Consider the following 19,788-nt stretch of genomic DNA (forward strand, 5'->3'; position numbering starts at 1 on the left):
TCATCGATCAGGTTAAATGCGATTCGGGCCCGATGCTAGAACGTGCCGGGATACAGGCCGCCATCGAGCAGGATGTTCTGCGCGGTCATATAGCCCGCGCTCCTGCTGCAAAGAAACGCACACACGTCGCCAAACTCGGACGGACTGCCGAAACGCTGCGCGGGAATGGTGAGGCGCTTTTGCTCGGAGACAGACGCATTTTCTCCAGCCTGACTGTCCCAGCTCTCGAACATCGAGCGGAGTCGGTCCGTCAGGAAGTAGCCTGGCAGGAGATTGTTGATGGTGACGCCGCGTGCGATCACCTCGCGCGCCACGGTCGCCACATACCCGGTCAGGCCAAGGCGCGCCGCCGTCGAAAGTCCCAGCAGGGCCTGCGGCTGTTTGACCGTGACCGAGGTGATATTGACGATGCGGCCATGGCGCTGTTCCAGCATGGCTGGCAGAAACGCCTTGATCAGAAAAATTCCACTGAGCATGTTGGCTTCCAGCGCCGCGATCCAGTCCTCGTGCGACCAGTCGACATACTGACCCGGTGGCGGGCCACCAGCGTTATTGATAAGGATGTCGACATTTTCTGTCTGCCCGACGATCAACGCCCGACCCGCTTCGGTCGAAACATCTGCGGCAACCACCTCCACCTGAGCCCCGCTGCATTCGCGCAGCTGCTTGCCGGCGGCGACCAGCTCCGTCTCGTTGCGCGCAATCAGGGTGACCCGCGCACCCTCACGCGCGAGCGCTTCGGCGCAGGCGTAACCGAGTCCTTTACTCGCTCCGCAGACGACTGCGTGCTGATTTTTCAAGCCAAGATCCATGCAACGCTCTCCTGAGTAAACCCGATCATCGACCCGATCGACGTGCCAGACATTCACTGTGCAGATCGATGCTGCTCGTCGTGTGGGCGTGGCAGCGGGCGTGTTTTGACATCACTCGATGGTTTTTTGTAAGCAAACTATACGCGTCATGGACAGAAATTGTTTGGCGGAAATTGCCGAAAAAGCTGTTTTGGTTAAAATGAATGTTTCGCTAGCAGGAAAAATTTGAAATGAACAATGCAGAGCATGAGGTGGATCGAATCGACCTGCAGATTCTGAAAGCGCTGCAGCTCGACGCGCGGCTGTCGAGCGCCGAATTAGCCGATCGCGTCGACCTGACGACATCGCCGTGCTGGCGGCGGGTCAAGCGTCTCGAGCAGGAGGGGATCATTTGCGGGTATCACGCTGACGTGGATATGAAGAAGTTGGGCTTCCACGTGACGGCGTATGTCTACGTATCGCTCGACAAAAAAGATGAGAAGCATGTCAAGGCATTCGAAGATGCCGTGATCACGAGTCCGCAGATCATTGCCTGCAGTTGCATTTCGGGCCGATATGACCACCAGCTCACCGTGGTCGCACGCACGCTCGACGAATTCGGCGAATTTGCACGCCATCAGATTGGCGCGCTGCCGAATGTCAAGGAGGTCTATTCCGCCTTTGTCCTGAAGGAAGTCAAATCGCGGAGACAGGCACTCGTTGACCTGACGTAGGAGGGTGAGTCGAATACGCCAGGTATCGGGTTCATTGGGAAATACATCATGAGGCATGGGCCACGGCAGCTGTCCTTCCCAGCCGCAAAGCGAATGAGTGACCGACCGCAGGCCGAATCTTTTTTGACGACACGTGCGGTCAGGCTGCGGATTCGACGTTATAACGCACCCATACACTGCCGCCGTCGAGCGTCTCAACCGATTTGAATGCGAGCGATCGACCGTAGCCGGGATTCCCCGCTTCGGGGCCTTCAAAGATCGTCTGGATGCCGCGCACGCCGTCGATCCCCGGACAAATCAACACACTCAATTCGTCGATCAGGCCTGCCTTTAGAAAAGCCGCGTTGATGCCGGCGCCCCCTTCGAGAAGCAGTGTCTTGATACCCAGCGTTTCGCCCAGTGCGTCGACACCGGCTTCCAGGTCATGTCCATCTTTTCCCGCGAACACGTACGACACGCCGCTTTGCCGCAACTCGGCGAGGTAGGCGTCCGATACGTGCTCGCCAAGTACCGCGGCAATTTGATCGTCACCCACGGTGGGGCGCGCGTAATGAAGCTTGCCATCGGGGTCGAGCCCGACCGCGAAGGTGGGTTTGCGATCGGGATTGAGCCATGCGCTGCGCGCGCCGATATCGCCTGTTGCGATCGACGCGCCACGCTCGTCTTTCACGATTTCGGCCATCGTCACGCGGCCGACGAGCCAGCCCTCGCCACCGAGACTTGCCGCTACGTTTTCGTATTGCGTCACGAAATGGCGCCGGTCGAAACCGTGCGGCATCGAATAGCGGCTCGGATGAAGTTTGCCGTCGATCGAGGACATCATGTGGCAGATGATTCGGGGGCGCATGGCTGGCTCCTGGTTCTCTCGCAACGGTTTCCGGGGAATCAAACTGAGTCATTCGAATTGCAATTCCCGTGCCTGGCGCATGCCGGGTGGGCACGCAAAAGCACCGCTTCAGTGGGAGACATTGCCAGTCTTGCGCGGAATGTCCTGACAACAGCTTCCTTGTCCACCGCGCCCATCCGAACGTATTGGGGTGATATCAACCCGCTAGCTGATCCTCCGATGTGAGCGGTCGAAAACTGAATCGCTGGCTCATCCATGTCAACGGTAGTGGCGCGCCCCCGAAGCCCTAACACCAGATTTGCCGGGTCACATAATTGTCGCGACTGGGTGCCCGCCCACGCGTCATCCTCGCCCTCTCATCGACGCCTCCGCTTCATGCAACCAGGTCGTGAAGCCATCTCTCGCCGGTGAAACGGCGTTGAGCAGCATAAGGGCGCTGACCTGGCCGCGGTGGCCGGTGCCGTGGTTGATGACGTGCATGAGCATTTCCTCCCGGGACATGCGACCCGGCGCACCATCGGTGAACACGAAATCGATCCGTTCCGCCAGGGCGTCGCGATCGAGTCCACACACGTACTTGATGTATTCCTGATCGGACCTCCTGATGTCTGCAGCCAGATCGTCCAGCGTTGGCAACTCGCTCAGGTTGGCCGACGTATAGGGATGAGCCTTTCGCTGCAGATGCGCGGCGAAGATCCGGTCGACGACATAGCTATGGCTCAGGGCCTTGATGGCCAGTCGGGTAAGGGTGAGTCGACGCCAAGCCCCAAGCCTGGCCAGCGCGGTCAGCAGTTCGTCATTCGCCCAGGCCTTGTATCGAAACAGATGTTGCAAGGTGTCGTGCATGTCGTGACTTCCCAAGAGTTTTGCGCGTCGCGCACGTTGCGCAAGGTACTGCCTTGCATTGCCATGTGGCGTAATGTACGAGCTATCATTCGCTTTTTATACTCGCGTTGACGGCGTGGAAAAATGGCACGCAGACCGCTCATAAAACCCAGGAAGATCGCCACTCAGCGGCGATCTCGCGCGACGGTCGACGCGCTGGTTGAAGCGACTGCTCGCATTCTCGTCAAGGAAGGCTTCGACAAGGCGAGCACCAACCGCATCGCAGCGGTGGCGGGAGTGAGCGTTGGTTCGCTCTACCAATATTTCCCCAGCAAGGAGGCACTCGTTGCCGCCGTCATCGAGCGCCACCAGCAGGAGATCATGCAGATGGTCCGGCGCGAGTTGGCCGGGGTTTTGACGGAATCGGTCGAGAAGGCGGTGCACAAACTCGTCACGGTCGCGGTTAAGGCTCACCGTGTCGATCCCAAGCTACATCGCGTACTCGCGGAGCAGATTCCGCGCGTGGGCAAGCTCGAGAAGCTGGAAACGTTCAACCGTGAGAACTTTGCCCTGTTCAGCACTTATCTGGAGATGCACCGCGACGAACTGCGTATCGACGACCTGGGACTCGCATCGTTTGTATGCGTGACGGCCATAGAGGCGTTGACGCACAACGCTGTGCTGCACTATTCCAGGATGCTTTCGGATGAAACGATGGAGGCGCTCGTCGAGGAAGCGGCGCGCCTCGTGACCGGATATCTGAAGAGATGAGGACCTGTCGCACTGCGCCACTAGCGGTACGGAGGCGGGGGCCGGGAATCGTACACAGCGCCCCGTTGCCTCGCCGCGGTCGAGCGTAGCGGCTCCGTCGCGAACGGCCGGTTCGGAGGAACCGAGTCCGCGCCGCGAATGACCGAAAGTGGCTGAACCGGGAAGTAGGAGGTCGACCATTTGAGTTTCGGAGGCGCCGCAACTCTGAACTTCCGTAGACGTTTAGGTTTATTCGATGCCTGCCATCGGCCGCAGGAATGTGCATGCCTCCGCGCTGTCGGCAGGAGTCGAATAAGCCCGACGGAGGAAACCGCGGAGTGCCCCAATGCGGCTGGAGGTTTCGCGGCTACGGCGATTGATAGGCCGGGATCTTCGGTGGTGCCGGATGCGGCACCGTCAGGCGGTGTGACGGGCCAGCAAATGCACTGCTGACGATGCGGGACGATTGATTGCGGCTGGCCTCGTCATTCTCGTGCCTATCTGGCGGCCGCACCCGGCGCCTGCTTAATTCGAATTGCCGCCACAGCCACTATCGATACACATTTCGCACGATGCAGTCGGACTACCTCCGACAGAAACATCTTGCGGAGGGCTTTCGACGTCCAGGCAGTCTTGATCTATATCGAGTCTGCAGCAAAGCAACAAGATTTTTCTGCTTTTCTCCGTCAGATCCGGCTTTTAAATAAATTAGGGATCGATTATTCTCGCGGCGCTGTTTGGCAATGGCTTAAGCGACACCTGTGTTTCAGGTACAGGTGAGTAGGGACTCTGCTGTTGTTCTGCCAACGGTCGTCGATCGCTCCGTCCTGTGCGCGAGTCGTGTACTTGCCGGCAACCTGGCGTGACTATTTGATTTTGTTATGTGTTTGTTTGATAGCTGAATGAATAATAATCAGGATAGCGAAATACGTAAGGTGCAAGATGCTGGCTTGATCGCTCTCGTCACCATCGCGCGATTTCATAACATTGCCGCCGATGCCGCGCAACTGAAACACGCAGCAGCTGTCACCACGAAGCTGTTCACCGACAAGGATCTCGTACTCGCGGCGCGCACTATTGGCCTCAAGGCGCGCGCGGTGCCACTGCGCCAGGAGAAGCTGCAAACCACGCCTCTACCCGCGCTCGTGCTCGACCGCGACGGCAAGCACTTCATCCTCGCCAAGACCGACGGTAAGACCGCACTAATTCTTGAAGCCGGCGCGCCCGCGCCCGTCATCAAGCCGCTCGACGAGATTATCGAGCGTGGCGCGGGCCAGATGCTGCTGTTCGCATCGCGTGCCTCGCTTGCGGGCGAACTCGCGCGCTTCGACTTTTCGTGGTTCATTCCCGCGATCGTGCGCTACCGCCGGCTGTTGCTCGAAACGCTGGGCGTGTCGCTTGTGCTGCAACTCTTCGGCCTCGTTTCGCCTTTGATGTTTCAGGTCGTGATGGACAAGGTGCTCGTCAATCGCACCTATTCAACGCTCAACGTCGTTTGCGTCGCCTTGCTGATTGCCTCGGTATTCGAAGTATTGCTCACGGGCCTGCGCAACTATGTGTTCGCGCACACCACGAACCGCATCGACGTCGAACTCGGCGCGCGCCTGTTTCGCCATCTCATCGCGCTGCCGCTGAATTATTTCGGCGCGCGCCGCGTGGGCGACACGGTCGCGCGCGTGCGCGAACTCGAGAACATCCGAAATTTCCTCACGGGCCAGGCGCTGACCGCCGTTATCGACATTGCGTTTTCGTTCGTGTTTATCGGCGTGATGTGTATTTATAGCGGTTGGCTCACGCTGCTCGTGGTGGGGTCGCTGCCGGTGTATGGCATTGTCTCCGCGCTGCTCGTGCCCGCGTTTCGTGCACGTCTGAACGAGAAGTTCGCGCGCGGCGCGGACAGCCAGTCGTTTCTCGTCGAGTCGGTGTCGGGCGTGGAAACGGTCAAGGCGATGGCCGTCGAGCCCCAATTTATCCGCCGATGGGAAACGCAGCTCGCGGCCTACGTGAGTGCAGGTTTTCGCGTGAACCAGCTCGGCAATGTGGGGCAGCAACTGATCCAGCTTGTTGGCAAGCTCGTCACGTTGGGCACGCTGTTCATCGGCGCGCGGCTCGTGATCGACGGGCGGCTCAGCGTGGGCGAACTCGTCGCGTTCAATATGATGTCGCAGCGCGTGAGCACGCCCGTGCTGCGCCTCGCGCAACTGTGGCAGGACTTCCAGCAGACGGGCATTTCCATGCAGCGTCTAGGCGACATCCTCAACACGCGCACTGAGATTCCGCAGACGCGCCAGGCGCTGCCGCCCATTCGCGGCGACGTGCAGTTCGAGAACATCCGCTTCCGCTATCGCCCGGATGGTCCCGCGGTGCTCGAAGGCGTTACGCTCAACATTCGCGCGGGCCAGGTGATCGGCATCGTCGGACGTTCGGGCTCGGGCAAGAGCACGCTTACGAAACTGCTGCAACGGCTCTACATTCCCGAGCAAGGCGCGGTGCGCATCGACGGCCAGGATCTCGCGCTCGCCGATCCCGCTTGGCTGCGCCGGCAGATTGGCGTGGTACTGCAGGAGAACCTGCTGTTCAACCGCTCCGTGCGCGAGAACATCGCGCTGACCGATCCGGGCGCACCCACCGAGGCCGTGATCCAGGCTGCGAAGCTCGCGGGCGCGCACGGCTTCATCTGCGAATTGCCCGAAGGCTACGACACGGTGGTCGGCGAGCACGGCAGCAACCTCTCGGGCGGCCAGCGCCAGCGCCTCGCGATTGCGCGCGCGCTGCTCACGAATCCGCGCATCCTGATCTTCGACGAAGCCACGAGCGCACTCGACTTCGAGACCGAACGCATCATTCGCGAGAACATGAAGTCGATCTGCGCGAACCGTACGGTCATCATCATCGCGCACCGGCTCTCCGCCGTGCGTCACGCGAACCGCATTTTCGCGATGGATCACGGCAAGATCATCGAACATGGCGATCACGAAAGCCTGCTCAATCACGGCGGCTACTACGCGCACCTCGTATCCATTCAGGATGCCTGAACATGCAATCGATGAAATTTCTGGCGTTCACTGACCTGGTGAAACGCTACGCGGCGGTATGGCGCGAGGTCTGGCAGATCCGCGCGCACCTTGAACATCCCACGCGCGACGCCGAGCAGCTCGCGTTTCTGCCCGCCGAACTCGAACTTGTCGAAACGCCGGTGCATCCTGCGCCGCGCTGGACGATGCGAATACTCGTCGCGCTGACGGTACTCGGATTGCAGGTCGGATTGTTAGGGCGACTTGATATTGTGGTGACGGCCAGCGGCCAGTTCATCCCGAACGCGCGCGTGAAGACGGTGCAGCCCCCGATTACGGGTGTCGTGCGGGAAATCCGCGTGAAGGATGGCCAGCGCGTGGCAGCGGGCGATCTGCTGATGAAGCTCGACACCACGCAGGCCGCCGCCGATGCCGACAAGGCGCACATGTCGCGGCTCGATGCGGAACTCGCGGTGGCGCGCGCGAACGCGCTGCTCGCCGCGCAGCAGGCCGCGCGCGCACCGGTAGTGGCGAAAGTCGACGATGCGCCGGACGCGCGCATGCAGGACGCGCAGCGTCACGCCGAAGGCACGTGGTTCGAATATCGCGATCAATACAAGAGCGAGAAGGCCGAACTGGCGAAGCGCGAGGCGCAACTGGCGAGCACGCGCGCGGAGATCGCCAAGCTCGTGCAGACCGCGCCGCTCGCGCGCCAGCAGGCGGACGCGTATCACGCGCTGGTGGCGGACAAATACGTGTCTCGCAACGATTACCTCGACAAGGAACAGTCCGCGCTCGACAAGGAGCACGAACTCGCCGCGCAACGCGCGCACGCGAGCGAACTCGCGGCGGGCATTGCGGAGCAGCGCGCGCAGGTGGACGCCGCGGCGTCGAAGTTCCGGCGCAACCAGCTCGACGAACTGGAGAAGGCCACGCAGGCCGCCACGCAGAACCGCGACGACGAAACCAAGGCCACGACGCGCCAGGCGCTCATGAGCCTCACGGCGCCTGTGGCTGGCACGGTGGAGCAGCTCGCGGTGCATACGCTGGGCGGCGTGGTGATGACTGCGCAGGCGCTCATGGAGATCGTGCCCGACGATGCGCTCGAAGTGGAGGCGCGGCTGCAAAACAAGGACGTGGGCTTCGTGCAGGTCGGCCAGCGCGCGGCCGTGAAGATCGAGGCGTTTCCATATACGCGTTACGGGTATCTGGATGGCACCATCGTCGCCGTATCGAACGACGCCGTGCAGGACAAGAAGCTCGGGCTCACGTTCCCGGTGCGCATCCGTCTCACGACGAACCGCATTCATATCGACAACCGATGGATCACGCTCACGCCCGGAATGACGGTGACGGCCGATATCGCCACAGGGAAACGCAGCGTGATCGGCTATTTCCTCGATCCGCTGATGCGTACGGCACGGGAGGGCATGCGTGAACGCTAACCGGACATTCATCGCGTTCGCGAGCCTCGCGGCAATCAGCATGAGCGCGCACGCGTTCGATCCGCTGCGTGCGGAGCAGGGCATCGCCGCGACGGCGGGTGGTTCGATCGTGCCGGTCTGCGCGTTCGACGCGGCGCCAGGCACTCCGTTGACGCTCGCAGAGGCGGTCGGGCGCACGCTGTGCAGCAACCCAAAGACGCGCGCCGCGTGGGCCGACGTGAAAGCGCAGGCCGCGGGGGTGGGCGTGGCGCGCGCGGCGTATCTGCCGCGGATCTCAGCGAACTGGCAGGGCGTGCGCGAAAGCTCGGTGATCGACATCGAGAATCATCCCGCGCTCAGCGAGGACATCAACGCGCTCACGCGCACGGCGGGCGTGAGCCTGAACTGGCTGCTCTACGACTTCGGCGGCCGCGAGGCCGCGCTGAAGAACGCCAACGCGCTGCTCGACTCGGTGCGCGCCACACAGGATGCCACGCTGCAGGGTTCGTTCGCGCAGGCTGCCAAGGATTACTACGCAACGCAGACGGCTATCGGCGAGTTGCAGGCCGCGCGCGAGGTCGAGGCGATGACGCGCCAGAGCATGCAGGCCGCGCAGACGCGCGCGGACAAGGGCGTGGCGCCCATCACCGACTCGCTGCAGGCGCAGACTCAGCACGAGCAGGCCGTGTTCAGCCTGACCAAGGCCGAAAGCGACGCGCAGACCGCGCTCGGCACGCTCGCGGCCGACATGAATCTCGCGCCCGACGTGCCGCTCGATGTGCCTGCGGTGACGGATACGGTGCGCATCGATCGCGCGTTCAGCGAGTCGGTGGCGGAGATGATCCGCGACGTGCAGGCGTCGCATCCCTCGGTGCGGGCGGCGCAGGCGCAGTACGAGGCGGCGGTGGCGAAGGTGAGCCAGGCACGCGCGCAGGGTTTGCCGAGCATCAGCCTCGTGGCGAAGTACAGCCGCAACAACCAGCCGCAGAGCATGGGGTTGGGACTCGCGACATATTCGTCGATGGGACACGACGCGTACATCGGCGTCCAGGTGAGCATTCCGCTGTTCGAGGGCTTCGGGAGCAATTACCGGATTGATCAGGCGAAGGCGCAGGCGGAGCAACAGGAAGACGCGGTGGAAGACGCGAAGCGGCAGGTCGCGCTCGGCGTGTGGAGCAGCTACCAGACGCTCATCGGCGCGACGAAGAACGCGGAGAACAGTGCGATTCTGCTCGCCATCGCGACGCGTTCGTGGGATGTGGCAAAGCATCGGTACGACTCGGGCGTGGGAAGCGTCCTGGAACTGCTGAACACACAGGCGGCGCTGGCAAATGCGAAGCAGCGCAGGGTGCAGGCGCTTGCTGACTGGGATAACGCAAGGGTGGATCTGGCGGGGAAGTTAGGGGTGTTGGGGCAGGAAAATTATAAGTAACTACCTCGTAACGTTTGCTCCAATCTACACCAGAGAGGATTAAGTTCATAAAAAGTTTTTGAAAATCTGTCAATAAATCAGATTTTCTTAATCGTGATTTGTAAATTACAAATCATATTTTAAACTTGTAACCAGGAATTAAAATGGGAAAGCAATTCTTCGATGTGCTTAATCCGAATACTGCGTACACTCAAGATAATTCGATCTTCGATGTGGAAAGCGGCGCATCCTTGAACCTGCACGGTTCAGGAAATTTTGTCATCATGGAGAGTGGCGCGACAGGTGGCACGATCTACGGCAGTAATAACACTATCTCTGGCGCACAGGTCGATGGCGTATACGAAGATGTGTTCGGCTCAAACAATACGGTAGAACTCGGAAACTCCAGCTGGGTGAATGATCGCGGTACGGGCGATAATATCACGGTGGGTTCGTCGAGCCGGGTCTATGACTTCGGCAGTGGTAACACCTTTACCCTTGGGCGGAACTCTAGTTATGGCCCTGACATGCTCGGTCAAACGCGCAACGCGACGATCTATGCGACGCTCGGCGGTGCTGGTATGACACTTGGAAATGGCGACACAGCATACGCGGAGCAAGATTCCGTAACAGTTGCAATGAACTCCTCCGTCACAATCAACGGTAGCGATAACCAGGTCAACTGCTGGTACATGGTGAATTCAATCGTTAATCAGGCGGAGACGGTCAATGTCGACGGGAATAACAACGCGATTTCCGCGAATGGGAATGACACGATCATCCTGAACGGGAAAGGCAACTCTGTTGCGTTCAGTGTGAATTCGGGCAGCGAGCTTATTCAGTCCGCGGACGGCTACTGGGTTAAAGAGGATAGCAACGGTGTCGTGACCTATTCAGGTTCCTCCTTTAGTGTCCAGAATGGAACGGCGAAAATTGGTCTCGGAAGCTGTAATGTGGTGACAGTCTCAGACTACTATGGACAGCCGGCTGGCAATGTGAGCCAGCTGGCTTCGATGATGGCTTCCTATGGTGGCGGGGCTGCGTCCGGGAACTCGGGAACTCTCGCAATGCAGCAGCCGAACGTCGAATCCATGTTGGCTGTGACGCATAACTGACAAGAGGTATTGTCTAGCTAGGGAAGTTTGGTAGTTATTTGCGCTGACGGAGATTATCCTCCGTCAGTTGCCTATAGCTGTTCAAACTTCGCGGCTTGCGATTGTATGAGGTTCTGGGCGCATAGTCTCACCGCGATGCGTAGGGTGATTTGCGCGATGGGGTTGTGTTACACCAGATGGTATAGATATTGTTTCCACTCCTCAGCGCGTCGATCCCATGAGTAAAACGTGTTGAAGTATTCAACTTGTTGCGCGCGTGAACTATCGTCCTCGGCGCGACGTAACCTGATCGTTCGGATGGAGTCATCGAGCGCAGCGGAAAAGCGTCTTGCGTGAATCGGTCGATCTTCTGAAAACGGATAAAGATGCGCGAAATTCGCGGTGGTTTCCGGCAGTGCACCATACGAGGGGCAGACCATGAGGCACCCAGCAGCCATCGCCTCTATAGCTGCGACGCAACTTGTTTCAGGTTCGATGCAAGGATACGCGAAAATGTCGCACTCACTTAACGCGAGTCTGACTCTATCGTTAGATTGCGCACCATGAAAATGGATACGAGGATGTGCTACACAACGAGCAAAGAGAGAACGGTATGGCTCATCCCGTTCCACCCAACCATATAGGCGAAAACTTGAGAACACATCGAGTTCGATATCTGGATGAATTGTCGCCAGATACTCGAAAACCGGCACGAGGATTTCCAGACCGCGATTCGGTGCACTGTGATAAATCAAACGGATCCGTTGCGCGCGTCTTGGCAGATAGGGACCAAACGGCGTAATGGCGTTTTGCAGGACCCGCATTTCACCATAAGGCACACCGGGAATCAGGTGGTAAAGTAATGCTTGGTAGTGCGATACGCAGACAATTCCAGCAAACAACGTGCGATTGGCTGCCTGTTCAAGAAAGCTCGATTCTTCCCTGCACGGCTTATCGTGGAGCCAGAGAATGCGCTTACGCGCAGGGTCGAGTGTTCTCACGCGCGAGGCGATAATCTGAAATTTATGCAGCAAATCAGGATTGAGTCGAGCATGGAGCGATTCCAGCATCAATTCCGTGCCGCCACGCGACTGCTTGCTAATTTCGTTAGTCTCCATCTTTAGATTTCCCGCCTATGGCCGTCTGGGGACTAACCGTGAGCGCAGCCGAGAAGTCGCCATACCACGTATAAATGCCCTGATGCGACAACTTCGATTGCGTATCGACGAACACGCGGCCGCCAATGTCGCGCCAGCGGCGGCAGAACGCGTAGTCTTCCGAGAGATATCGTCCCGTGGTCGGTTCGACCATGACGTCGAAGAATCGATAGCAGAATTCGCGCAAAGGAGAATCAGGTGGGCCGTCCGGCACATATTTCAGCTTCGGCAGATTTGCCAGCATCGCTTCGATGACGTTGCGCCGGATGCACATAAAGCCGGTGGGTGCTTCGCTGACCTCCAGAAAGCCGTCTTCATCGATATTGGACGCGACGCCGTCATGCGCGTTGACGGGATAACGCAGATAGCGCTGGTGGAAAGTTTCACGAGTGAGGCCTGCTGGCAATTGAGACGGCCAGTCGAAGCGCTTGACCGGATATGCGCCGGCCACCACATCGCGATCGGCCAGCAAGAGGCGGAAGACTTGATCCACGGTAAAGCCTATATCGGCGTCGATCCAGAAGAGATGCGTCAGGCTGGGGTCCAACAGGAATTCTGCGACCGCCTCGTTGCGCGCGCGTGTAATCAAGCTTTCACCTGATGCGATACGCACGACGCCAGGCATTCCCGATTGCCACAAGCCGTTATTGAGGGCGAGCAGACTTTGAGCAAAATTCGCCGCGACGTTGCCGGAGTGGCATGGCGTCATGAAGAAGGGCTTCATCGTCGCGAGAGCGGTAGATTCGAGCATAAGAGGCGCGTGAATAAATAAGCGGGATGTGATTTGTTCGAGGCACCGATTATCCACCTCGGACTCTATGTGATGAGCTAAGACCAGTCCCAATTCTCCGTAGTCAAAATCGCGGGCAGAGGTGGCCACGCCTGAGGTAATCCAACTACCGATTCGGATACAGGCAGCGTTGCGAGGTATGCCCATCGGGCGTCTGAGCCGCCAGGCCCGAGTGAGGACGGTTTCGGTTGTACAGCTCAATGTATTGGTCAATGGAGCGTCGGAGCGTGGCCGGCCGAAACGTAGGCTCTCAAGTAGGCCTATCTCTTCGTACTTGATGCTGTGCCACACGCGCTCGACTAATGCGTTGTCGCGCTAGGCGCCTTTGCCGTCCATCGACAGCCGAATGCCTCGGCCCAGCACGTCGGTGAAATTCCCTAGGGCGCTCGGACGTATTGAGATGACGGCGATCGAAGTGAGCTGTGGTGGCCCCTCTGCATCGGCGCCTCGACAACGCAAATACTTGGCGTACACCGTCAGCAGATGGCTTGTAGAGCATCCCTATCGCGGAAGCTATGCGGGTCGACGACGTCGACTGACCGCTTGTGGTTGAACCCGGAAGCGGGCAGTCGACACCCGGGTTTCTGGGGCGCAGGGATCTCGAACTTCCGTAGACGTAAAGGGTTAATCGACGCCTGCCCTCATTCACATGGCTGCGAGCGTGCTGCGGCGCGCGCGGGCTAGCTTATCGTCGGCCCGACTGCATCGGTCAGAAGTCAGCACCCGTACGGGTCTTTCAGCTCACGCCCACCGAGGGTCATAGTGTCGCTTCAACGTCGCCGCTTTGCCTGCCTCGCGTAGGCCGACGCCCGACGACATTGTCGCTGCACCGCTTCGATTGCGACGTTGTGTATCGGATAGCAGATCTGCCTGCGACCCACGCAGCAGCACGCGACTAGAGACAGCTACGCCGCCGCCATCGCGAGGACACGCTGGGCCATGCGCACGTTGGCGAAGTCCACGAGTTTACCGTCAAGCGAAACCGCCGCGAGACCCGCCACCTGAGCGGTTTCGAGCGCCTCGATCGTGCGGCGCGCGTCGTGCACTTCGGCGGGCGTAGGGCTGAAAGCCTCGCACGTCGGCGCGATCTGGTCGGGGTGAATGACCTGCTTGCCGTCGTAGCCCATTGCCGCCGCCTTGAGTGCCCAGGCGCGCGTGAGCACGGGATCGCGAAACGCGCCGCATGGTCCGTCGATCGCGCGCAGCCCGAACGCGCGCGCGGCCACCAGCAGACGCATCATCGGATAGGTCCAGAGATCGAGCGCCGTCGTCGCATAGCTGCTCGCGTCGTTCCTGAGCGTGAGGGCGTAGCCGGGATGCGTGCCGCCGATATCGACGTTGCGCGCGCCTATCGAGGCGGAGAAGTCGCCCACGCCAAAGTGCAGCGCGACGAGTTGCGCGCTCGATGCGGCGATGTCGTCGACATGGACGATCCCGCGCGCCGTTTCGATCAGCGCTTCGATCGCGACCGGTCGATGCGCTGGCGGCCGCGCACGTAGCAGGCGCTCGACGTCGTGCACCATCGCAATGCTTTCGACCTTTGGCACGAGCAGCGCGTCGAGTCGCGCCGCGTCGCGCACGAGGGCATCCACCTCGTGCTCGGCCACGCCGTCCGCGCGTGTGTTGATGCGCACAGACACCCATTTCGAACCCCAGTCGAGTTCGTTGAGCGCCTGCACGGCGCAGGTCAAGGCTTCGTGCTTCTTGTCGAGTGGGACCGCATCTTCGAGATCGATGAACACCGCGTCCGCCGCGCTCGCCGCCGCCGATTGCAGCATCTTGAGCCGATGCCCGGGCACCGCAAGCACGGTGCGGGTGATACGCGGGGCGCTCATGCTTCGCTCCGCTGCACGGTTTCGCGCTCGGCGGCGAGTTCGGCGAGTTCCGCGAGAATTGCCCCGGTATGCTGGCCTACGGCGGGCACTGGCCCCATGACGGGTTCCACGCCCGCAATCGTCACGGCAGGCATGAACATGTCCATCGCGCCGCGCTCCGTCTCCACGCTGCGGTAGCGCTGGCGCTCCACGAGCTGCGGATGATCGAGCAGCGCTTCGACGTCGTTCATCTTGGCGTTGGCAATCGCCGCGCGGTCAAGGCGCGCGAGGACTTCGTCGCTCGTCCACGCGGCAAAGCGTTCGGTGATGACGCGCTCCAGCGCGTCGCGGTTGGCAACGCGCAACGAATTCGTCACGTAGCGAGCATCGGTGGCGATTGCCGCATCACCGAGCGCCACCGAGCAGAAGCTCTGCCACTCGCGTTCATTCTGGACACCGAAGAAAACCGTTTTGCCGTCGCCGGTCGCGAACGGTCCGTATGGCGCGATCGTCGCGTGGCGCGCGCCGCTGCGCGGCACCGGCTCGCCGCGTCCGCGCGTGTAGTAGGCGGGGTAGCTCATCCACTCGGTCATGGCGTCGAAGAGCGACACCTCGAAGGCCATGCCGCATCCCGTGCGTGCGCGCTGATGCAGGCCCATGAGGATGCCGTTGAGCGTGTACATACCGGTGGCGATGTCGGCGATCGCGAGGCCGCATTTGGACGGCGTTTCGGGCGTGCCGTTGATCGAGAGAAAGCCCGTTTCGCATTGAACGAGCAGGTCGTAGGCTTTCTTGTCGCTGTACGGGCCGCCGCTGCCGTAGCCCGATATGTCGCATGCGACGAGACGCGGAAAGCGGGCGACGAGCGACTTCGCGTCGAGCCCCTGGCGCTTCGCGGCGCCGGGCGCGAGGTTCTGGATGAACACGTCGGCGCGCGCGAGCAGCGATTCGAGCGTTTCCTGGCCCTGTTCGTCCTTGATGTCGAGCGCGAGGCTCTCTTTCGAGCGATTGGTCCAGACGAACTGGCTCGACAGGCCGTCCATGGCGGTGTCGTAGCCGCGTGCGAAGTCGCCCGTGCCGGGGCGCTCGATCTTGATGACACGCGCGCCCCAGTCGGCCAGATGGCGGGTGGCGAGGGGCGCGGCGATGGCCTGTTCGATCGAGACGACGGTGATGTCGGCGAGCGGAAGTGCGGAGTTTTGCATGACGTCAGGAGTTCCTTGCTGGCTTGTTTGCGGCGCGACCCACGCTCGGGTGCGTGGAGGCCGCGCGAACCTGGTTACGGCAGGGTTACGGCACCATCCAGCCGAGCAGCGGCGTGGATTGCGCCCATACGAGCAGGCTGAGCGCGGCGATCATCAGTACGGTCCAGCCTGCGACGCGCCGGAACAGCTGGCCTTCGCGGCCGACCATGCCCACCGCGACCGCGCCGACGGCGAGGTTCTGCGGGGAGATCGCCTTGCCCACCACGCCGCCGGAGGTGTTGGCGGCCGTGAGCAGGATGTCCGAGAGGCCGGTATGGTGCGCGGTGGTGAGCTGCAGCATGCCGAACAGCGCGTTGGCCGAGGTATCGGAGCCGGTGAGCGCGGTGGCGAACCAGCCGAGCACTGGCGAGACCGGCGCGAACGCCGTGCCTGCGCGCGCGGCCCAGATGCCAAGCGTCACGATCTGCCCGGAGAGATTCATGATGTATGCGACGCCCACCACGCAGCAAACGGTGAACACGGCCCAGCGCAGCTCGTGCAGGTTTTTCACGTAGGTGCGCGCGGCCGTGCGGGCGTCGAGCTTGAGGAGCGGCACGGACAGCGCGCCCGCGATCAGCACGATCGAGCCCGCTGAAAGCAGCCATTCGAACTTGGCGGTGACGGCCGAGACCGGCGCCCCCTTCGGATCGACGACATGCAGGCCGGGCCACGCGAATGTCGAGGTCAAGGCGCCCATGGCGTGCGCGATGAAACCGATCTGCGTCGCGGCGACGACAAGAATCACGGCCGCATACGGTGCGAGCGCGCGCAGGATTTCGGCGCGGGAATCGCGCGGGGTATCGGCGAACGCGGCACGCGCCCGGGCGTCTTGCTGAGGGTTGCGCTCGAAGGCTGCGCCGCCGCCCGTCATCGGCATGGCGAGGGCTGCGCCTTGCAGGCCCGCGCCATGGCCGCCGTTGTTCGTAGCCGCTGCGCCACGCGCACCGCTCTGGGCGAGCACGCCTTGCGGCGCGTTCAGATCGGCGCGCAGCACGGCGGGCGCCCATGCGCGAAGGAACGCAATCGATGCGCCCGCGCAGACCAGCGCAGCGACGATATCGACGAGCTCGACGGGCAGCAGCATCGAACCGGCGAACTGCGCGAATGCGAACGCGAGTCCAGCGACGGCGGCGAGCGGCCAGACTTCCTTGAGGCCGCGGCGACCGTCGAGGATGAACACGAGCATGAGCGGAATGAACAGCGACAGCAGCGGCGCCTGACGTCCGACCATCACGCTGATGTCGTGCACCGGCAGGTGCGTGATCTTGGCGAGGACCGTGATGGGCAGTCCCAGCGCGCCAAACGCGACCGGGCTCGTGTCGGCGATCAGGCAGACGGTGGCGGCCTTGATCGGCTCGACGCCAAGCGAGATCAGCAGCACGGCGCAGATCGCGACGGGCGCGCCCCCGCCCGCGAGCGCTTCGAGCAGCGCGCCGAAGCAGAAGGCGATCAGCACCGCCTGCACGCGCTGATCGGGACTGACGTGAGCGAGCGTCCGGCGCAGGACGTCGGCGTGCCCGCTCTCCTGCGTGAGCTTGAACAGCCAGATCGCGTTGATGCCGATCCAGATGATGGGGAAAAAGCCGATCGCCGCGCCTTCCAGCGCACCGCTCACGACCTGGCCGCCCGGCATGCCGTAGGCGAACACGGCGACGATCATCGAGACCACGAGCGAGGCGAGCGCGGCCCAGCGCGCGGGCAGGCGCAGCACGCCGAGCAGCACGAACAGGGTAAGCAGGGGCAGGGCCGCGAACGCGGCGGAGGCCGCGATGGAATGCGCGACGGGGTCGAATATTTGCGTGTACACGTGTCTCCTTCGAACGTCTCGCGGACGTTTTTCTATCGATTCGAAAGAGACAGACTAGCCGCCTGAGCGCGCGGCGTGAAATACCGATTGCGGCTAGTGGGTATAGGCCGCGCCTATATCGACCGCTCTTTGCGCTTGCCGCGCGACTGGCTTGACACGCTGGGCGGGCGCAGCACGCCGGCCCACACGCCGGTTTCCACCAGCTCGCCGACGAGCTGCTCGACGACTTTCTGGATCGCAAGCGAGGCGGAGCTCGTGGGCAGCGCGTTGGGTACGCACAGCGCGACCGCCCGCACGATTTCCGGCTCGACGAGGCGGTGGATCAAATGCTGATCGGCGGTGCGCCCGAAGGCGTCGGACGAGACGATGGTGACGCCGCCGCCCTGGCGCGCGATGGCGAGCATGGTCGGCAGCGAATCGATGTCGGCGACGACTTCGGGCTCGATGCCCGCGCGCGCGAACGCCCGCTCGATCAGCAGCCGCAATCCGTTGGCCGCGCCGGGCAGCACGAGCGGCACGCCCGCGAGACGGCGCAGCGGCACGTCCTCGCCCGCACCGATGCCCTCGATTTCGCCGAACACGTACAGGTTTTCCTCGAAAAGCGGATGCACGGCAATGCCGCGCGTCTCGGCCTCGCGAAAGAGAATCGCCATGTCGAGGCGGCCGTTGGCGAGCAACTCGGCAAGGTAGCCGCTCATCCCCTCGACGATGTGCAGGCGAATGCCCGGATAGTGACGGCGCACATACTCGTAGAGCGGCAGCGCGAACACGACGGCGACGCTGGTGGGCAGACCGATCGCCACCTGGCCCGATTCGGTGCCGTGCACGCGCACGGCGAGGGGGATCTGCTCGATCTGACGCAGCACGTCACGCGCGCGCAGATAGAGCGCGCGGCCGGCTTCGGTGGGCTGGACGCCCTGGTGGCTGCGCAGCAGCAACTGGCTCTTGAGTTCGCTTTCGAGGCTGGCGACCTGCTGGCTCAGCGAGGGCTGCGCGACGCACAGCCGCTCGGCGGCTTTGGAGAGACTCCCGCAGTCGACAATGGCAACGAAGTACTTGAGTTGGCGGATATCCATAGGCGTAGCTTATCGCAAGCCATGCGCCTGCTATTGCTCGCGAGGTGGATTCGCGGACTTCGGGCAGGCGAAATATCCCAGCGACACCCGACGAGCGACGCGTGGAAGAGGCGAAGCAGGCGAGCCCAACAGTTGTTGCGCTAACGCGCGCAAACCGGGCCAAGGCGCGCGGCAATCGTGCGGCACGCGGCGAGCAGCGGCTCGATGTAGCTGCGTTGCGCGTCCTCCTGGCGGCGAAACATCGGCATGCTGACGCTCACGCAGCCCACTGCCTGGCCATCGGCGCCGAGAATCGCCGCGCCGTAACACCAGATCGATTGCTCGTTTTCTTCGCGGTCTTCCGCATAACCGCGTTGCGCCGTGAGTTCGATTTCGTCGCGGATCGCGCCGAGGTCGGTCATCGTATGCTCGGTGAAACGTACGCGCGGCGCCTGCGCGAGCAGTGGCTCGCGCTCGGCAGGCGTGAGCGTGGCGAGCCAGGCTTTGCCGACCGAACTCGACGTGATCGCCACGCGCGTGCCGATACGCGAGGCCATGCGCACCGCGTGCGGACTTTCGAGCTTTTCGATGTACACCATTGCGCCGTCGCTGGGCACGGCGAGGTGCACCGTTTCCGAGGTGGTGTTGCGCAGTTCCATGAGGGCGTCGACGGCGGCGATGCGCAGGTCGGAGCGCTCCCAGCTGCGGCCCGCGAGATTCACGAGACGCGGCCCGAGTGCGAACGTATTGCCGCCGCCCACGGCCGCGACGAGCCCTTCGGCCTGCAGCGCGGCGACGATGCGATGCACGGTCGGGCGCGGATAGCCGCTCGCCGCCACGAGCTTCGCGATGTTCGGCGGCGTGCTGGCGTCGGCAATGAGTTGAAGCACGGCGATGAACTTCGAAAAAGCGGCCGTGCCGGCAACGCCCTTGGCGTCGCCGGGTTGGGAGGAGGCGGGGGAATCAGTGGTCGACATCGGAAAACGTGCGGGCACCATGTGTGGCGCCATTATGCCCGCAATTCCAGGGGG

Annotated in this window: 16 protein-coding genes and 1 pseudogene; 6 read left to right on the forward strand and 11 right to left on the reverse strand. The window is 62.0% G+C overall.

Features of this window, described 5'->3' with window-relative positions:
- Positions 1–35: 35 nt before the first annotated feature.
- Positions 36–812: an SDR family oxidoreductase gene (locus JMY28_RS06140; RefSeq protein WP_201694991.1), complete on the reverse strand. Its 777-nt coding sequence runs from the start codon at positions 810–812 to the stop codon at positions 36–38.
- A 230-nt stretch (positions 813–1,042) separates the two neighbouring features.
- Here JMY28_RS06140 and JMY28_RS06145 point away from each other — a divergent pair, with 230 nt between their 5' ends.
- The gene (locus tag JMY28_RS06145) at positions 1,043–1,525 is read left to right on the forward strand and encodes an Lrp/AsnC family transcriptional regulator (RefSeq protein WP_201694992.1); all 483 of its coding nucleotides are present in this window, start codon (positions 1,043–1,045) and stop codon (positions 1,523–1,525) included.
- 139 nt (positions 1,526–1,664) lie between these two features.
- Here the strand turns inward: JMY28_RS06145 and JMY28_RS06150 are convergent, their stop codons facing one another.
- Together JMY28_RS06150 and JMY28_RS06155 are read right to left on the reverse strand one after the other, a co-directional pair.
- The gene (locus tag JMY28_RS06150; protein ID WP_201694993.1) at positions 1,665–2,372 is read right to left on the reverse strand and encodes a dihydrofolate reductase family protein; all 708 of its coding nucleotides are present in this window, start codon (positions 2,370–2,372) and stop codon (positions 1,665–1,667) included.
- Positions 2,373–2,714: 342 nt separating this feature from the next.
- Positions 2,715–3,218 (reverse strand): DinB family protein, encoded by a 504-nt coding sequence (locus JMY28_RS06155; protein WP_201694994.1) that lies wholly within the window; start codon positions 3,216–3,218, stop codon positions 2,715–2,717.
- 123 nt (positions 3,219–3,341) lie between these two features.
- Between JMY28_RS06155 and JMY28_RS06160 the strand changes: the two genes are divergently transcribed.
- The 5 genes from JMY28_RS06160 to JMY28_RS06180 all read left to right on the forward strand — a co-directional run bounded on the left by JMY28_RS06160 (position 3,342) and on the right by JMY28_RS06180 (position 10,911).
- On the forward strand, positions 3,342–3,968 hold the full coding sequence (locus tag JMY28_RS06160) for a TetR/AcrR family transcriptional regulator (RefSeq protein WP_201694995.1): 627 nt from the start codon (positions 3,342–3,344) through the stop codon (positions 3,966–3,968).
- An 881-nt stretch (positions 3,969–4,849) separates the two neighbouring features.
- Positions 4,850–6,982 carry a type I secretion system permease/ATPase gene (locus tag JMY28_RS06165; protein WP_201694996.1) on the forward strand — a complete coding sequence of 711 codons (2,133 nt, stop codon included), beginning with the start codon at positions 4,850–4,852 and terminating at the stop codon, positions 6,980–6,982.
- A 2-nt stretch (positions 6,983–6,984) separates the two neighbouring features.
- Entirely contained in the window at positions 6,985–8,406 is a 1,422-nt protein-coding gene (locus JMY28_RS06170; protein ID WP_201694997.1) for an HlyD family type I secretion periplasmic adaptor subunit, read from the forward strand.
- Positions 8,396–9,817, forward strand: a complete 1,422-nt coding sequence (locus JMY28_RS06175; protein WP_236596722.1) for a TolC family protein — start codon at positions 8,396–8,398, stop codon at positions 9,815–9,817. The genes JMY28_RS06170 and JMY28_RS06175 overlap by 11 nt, the downstream gene beginning before the upstream one ends.
- Before the next feature lie 143 nt (positions 9,818–9,960).
- Positions 9,961–10,911, forward strand: coding sequence for a hypothetical protein (locus JMY28_RS06180; RefSeq protein WP_201694998.1), 951 nt, complete (start codon positions 9,961–9,963; stop codon positions 10,909–10,911).
- A gap of 167 nt (positions 10,912–11,078) precedes the next feature.
- On the opposite strand, the gene JMY28_RS06185 is transcribed toward JMY28_RS06180, so the two are convergent.
- From JMY28_RS06185 to JMY28_RS06220, 8 genes and pseudogenes are all read right to left on the reverse strand, one after another.
- Positions 11,079–12,008 (reverse strand): glycosyltransferase family 4 protein, encoded by a 930-nt coding sequence (locus JMY28_RS06185; protein WP_201694999.1) that lies wholly within the window; start codon positions 12,006–12,008, stop codon positions 11,079–11,081.
- Entirely contained in the window at positions 11,998–12,798 is an 801-nt protein-coding gene (locus JMY28_RS06190; RefSeq protein WP_201695000.1) for a hypothetical protein, read from the reverse strand. The genes JMY28_RS06185 and JMY28_RS06190 overlap by 11 nt, the downstream gene beginning before the upstream one ends.
- Before the next feature lie 145 nt (positions 12,799–12,943).
- Positions 12,944–13,063: pseudogene (locus JMY28_RS39500) on the reverse strand (integrase core domain-containing protein); the annotation flags it as partial.
- Between the two features lie 679 nt (positions 13,064–13,742).
- Positions 13,743–14,672, reverse strand: a complete 930-nt coding sequence (locus JMY28_RS06200) for an HpcH/HpaI aldolase/citrate lyase family protein (RefSeq protein ID WP_201695001.1) — start codon at positions 14,670–14,672, stop codon at positions 13,743–13,745.
- Positions 14,669–15,856 carry a CaiB/BaiF CoA transferase family protein gene (locus tag JMY28_RS06205; protein ID WP_201695002.1) on the reverse strand — a complete coding sequence of 396 codons (1,188 nt, stop codon included), beginning with the start codon at positions 15,854–15,856 and terminating at the stop codon, positions 14,669–14,671. Before JMY28_RS06205 ends, JMY28_RS06200 begins: the two co-directional genes overlap by 4 nt.
- Positions 15,857–15,941: 85 nt before the next feature.
- Entirely contained in the window at positions 15,942–17,702 is a 1,761-nt protein-coding gene (locus JMY28_RS06210; RefSeq protein WP_201695003.1) for an L-lactate permease, read from the reverse strand.
- Between the two features lie 113 nt (positions 17,703–17,815).
- Positions 17,816–18,778: a LysR substrate-binding domain-containing protein gene (locus JMY28_RS06215; RefSeq protein WP_201695004.1), complete on the reverse strand. Its 963-nt coding sequence runs from the start codon at positions 18,776–18,778 to the stop codon at positions 17,816–17,818.
- A 140-nt stretch (positions 18,779–18,918) separates the two neighbouring features.
- Positions 18,919–19,734: an IclR family transcriptional regulator gene (locus JMY28_RS06220; protein WP_201695005.1), complete on the reverse strand. Its 816-nt coding sequence runs from the start codon at positions 19,732–19,734 to the stop codon at positions 18,919–18,921.
- Between the last annotated feature and the right edge of the window lie 54 nt (positions 19,735–19,788).

Origin of the sequence: Paraburkholderia hiiakae, assembly GCF_904848665.1 — a bacterium.
In the GTDB taxonomy this organism is placed as follows: Bacteria; Pseudomonadota; Gammaproteobacteria; order Burkholderiales; family Burkholderiaceae; genus Paraburkholderia; species Paraburkholderia hiiakae.

What these genes read in the sequence shown, in the direction of transcription:
- JMY28_RS06145 (WP_201694992.1), top strand. Translation starts at nt 1,043, where the DNA reads ATGAACAATGCAGAGCATGAGGTGGATCGAATCGACCTGCAGATTCTG.
- JMY28_RS06170 (WP_201694997.1), top strand. Translation starts at nt 6,985, where the DNA reads ATGCAATCGATGAAATTTCTGGCGTTCACTGACCTGGTGAAACGCTAC.
- JMY28_RS06205 (WP_201695002.1), bottom strand. Translation starts at nt 15,856, where the DNA reads ATGCAAAACTCCGCACTTCCGCTCGCCGACATCACCGTCGTCTCGATC.
- JMY28_RS06190 (WP_201695000.1), bottom strand. Translation starts at nt 12,798, where the DNA reads ATGCTCGAATCTACCGCTCTCGCGACGATGAAGCCCTTCTTCATGACG.
- JMY28_RS06215 (WP_201695004.1), bottom strand. Translation starts at nt 18,778, where the DNA reads ATGGATATCCGCCAACTCAAGTACTTCGTTGCCATTGTCGACTGCGGG.
- JMY28_RS06150 (WP_201694993.1), bottom strand. Translation starts at nt 2,372, where the DNA reads ATGCGCCCCCGAATCATCTGCCACATGATGTCCTCGATCGACGGCAAA.
- JMY28_RS06180 (WP_201694998.1), top strand. Translation starts at nt 9,961, where the DNA reads ATGGGAAAGCAATTCTTCGATGTGCTTAATCCGAATACTGCGTACACT.
- JMY28_RS06185 (WP_201694999.1), bottom strand. Translation starts at nt 12,008, where the DNA reads ATGGAGACTAACGAAATTAGCAAGCAGTCGCGTGGCGGCACGGAATTG.
- JMY28_RS06140 (WP_201694991.1), bottom strand. Translation starts at nt 812, where the DNA reads ATGGATCTTGGCTTGAAAAATCAGCACGCAGTCGTCTGCGGAGCGAGT.
- JMY28_RS06200 (WP_201695001.1), bottom strand. Translation starts at nt 14,672, where the DNA reads ATGAGCGCCCCGCGTATCACCCGCACCGTGCTTGCGGTGCCCGGGCAT.
- JMY28_RS06165 (WP_201694996.1), top strand. Translation starts at nt 4,850, where the DNA reads ATGAATAATAATCAGGATAGCGAAATACGTAAGGTGCAAGATGCTGGC.
- JMY28_RS06155 (WP_201694994.1), bottom strand. Translation starts at nt 3,218, where the DNA reads ATGCACGACACCTTGCAACATCTGTTTCGATACAAGGCCTGGGCGAAT.
- JMY28_RS06220 (WP_201695005.1), bottom strand. Translation starts at nt 19,734, where the DNA reads ATGTCGACCACTGATTCCCCCGCCTCCTCCCAACCCGGCGACGCCAAG.
- JMY28_RS06160 (WP_201694995.1), top strand. Translation starts at nt 3,342, where the DNA reads ATGGCACGCAGACCGCTCATAAAACCCAGGAAGATCGCCACTCAGCGG.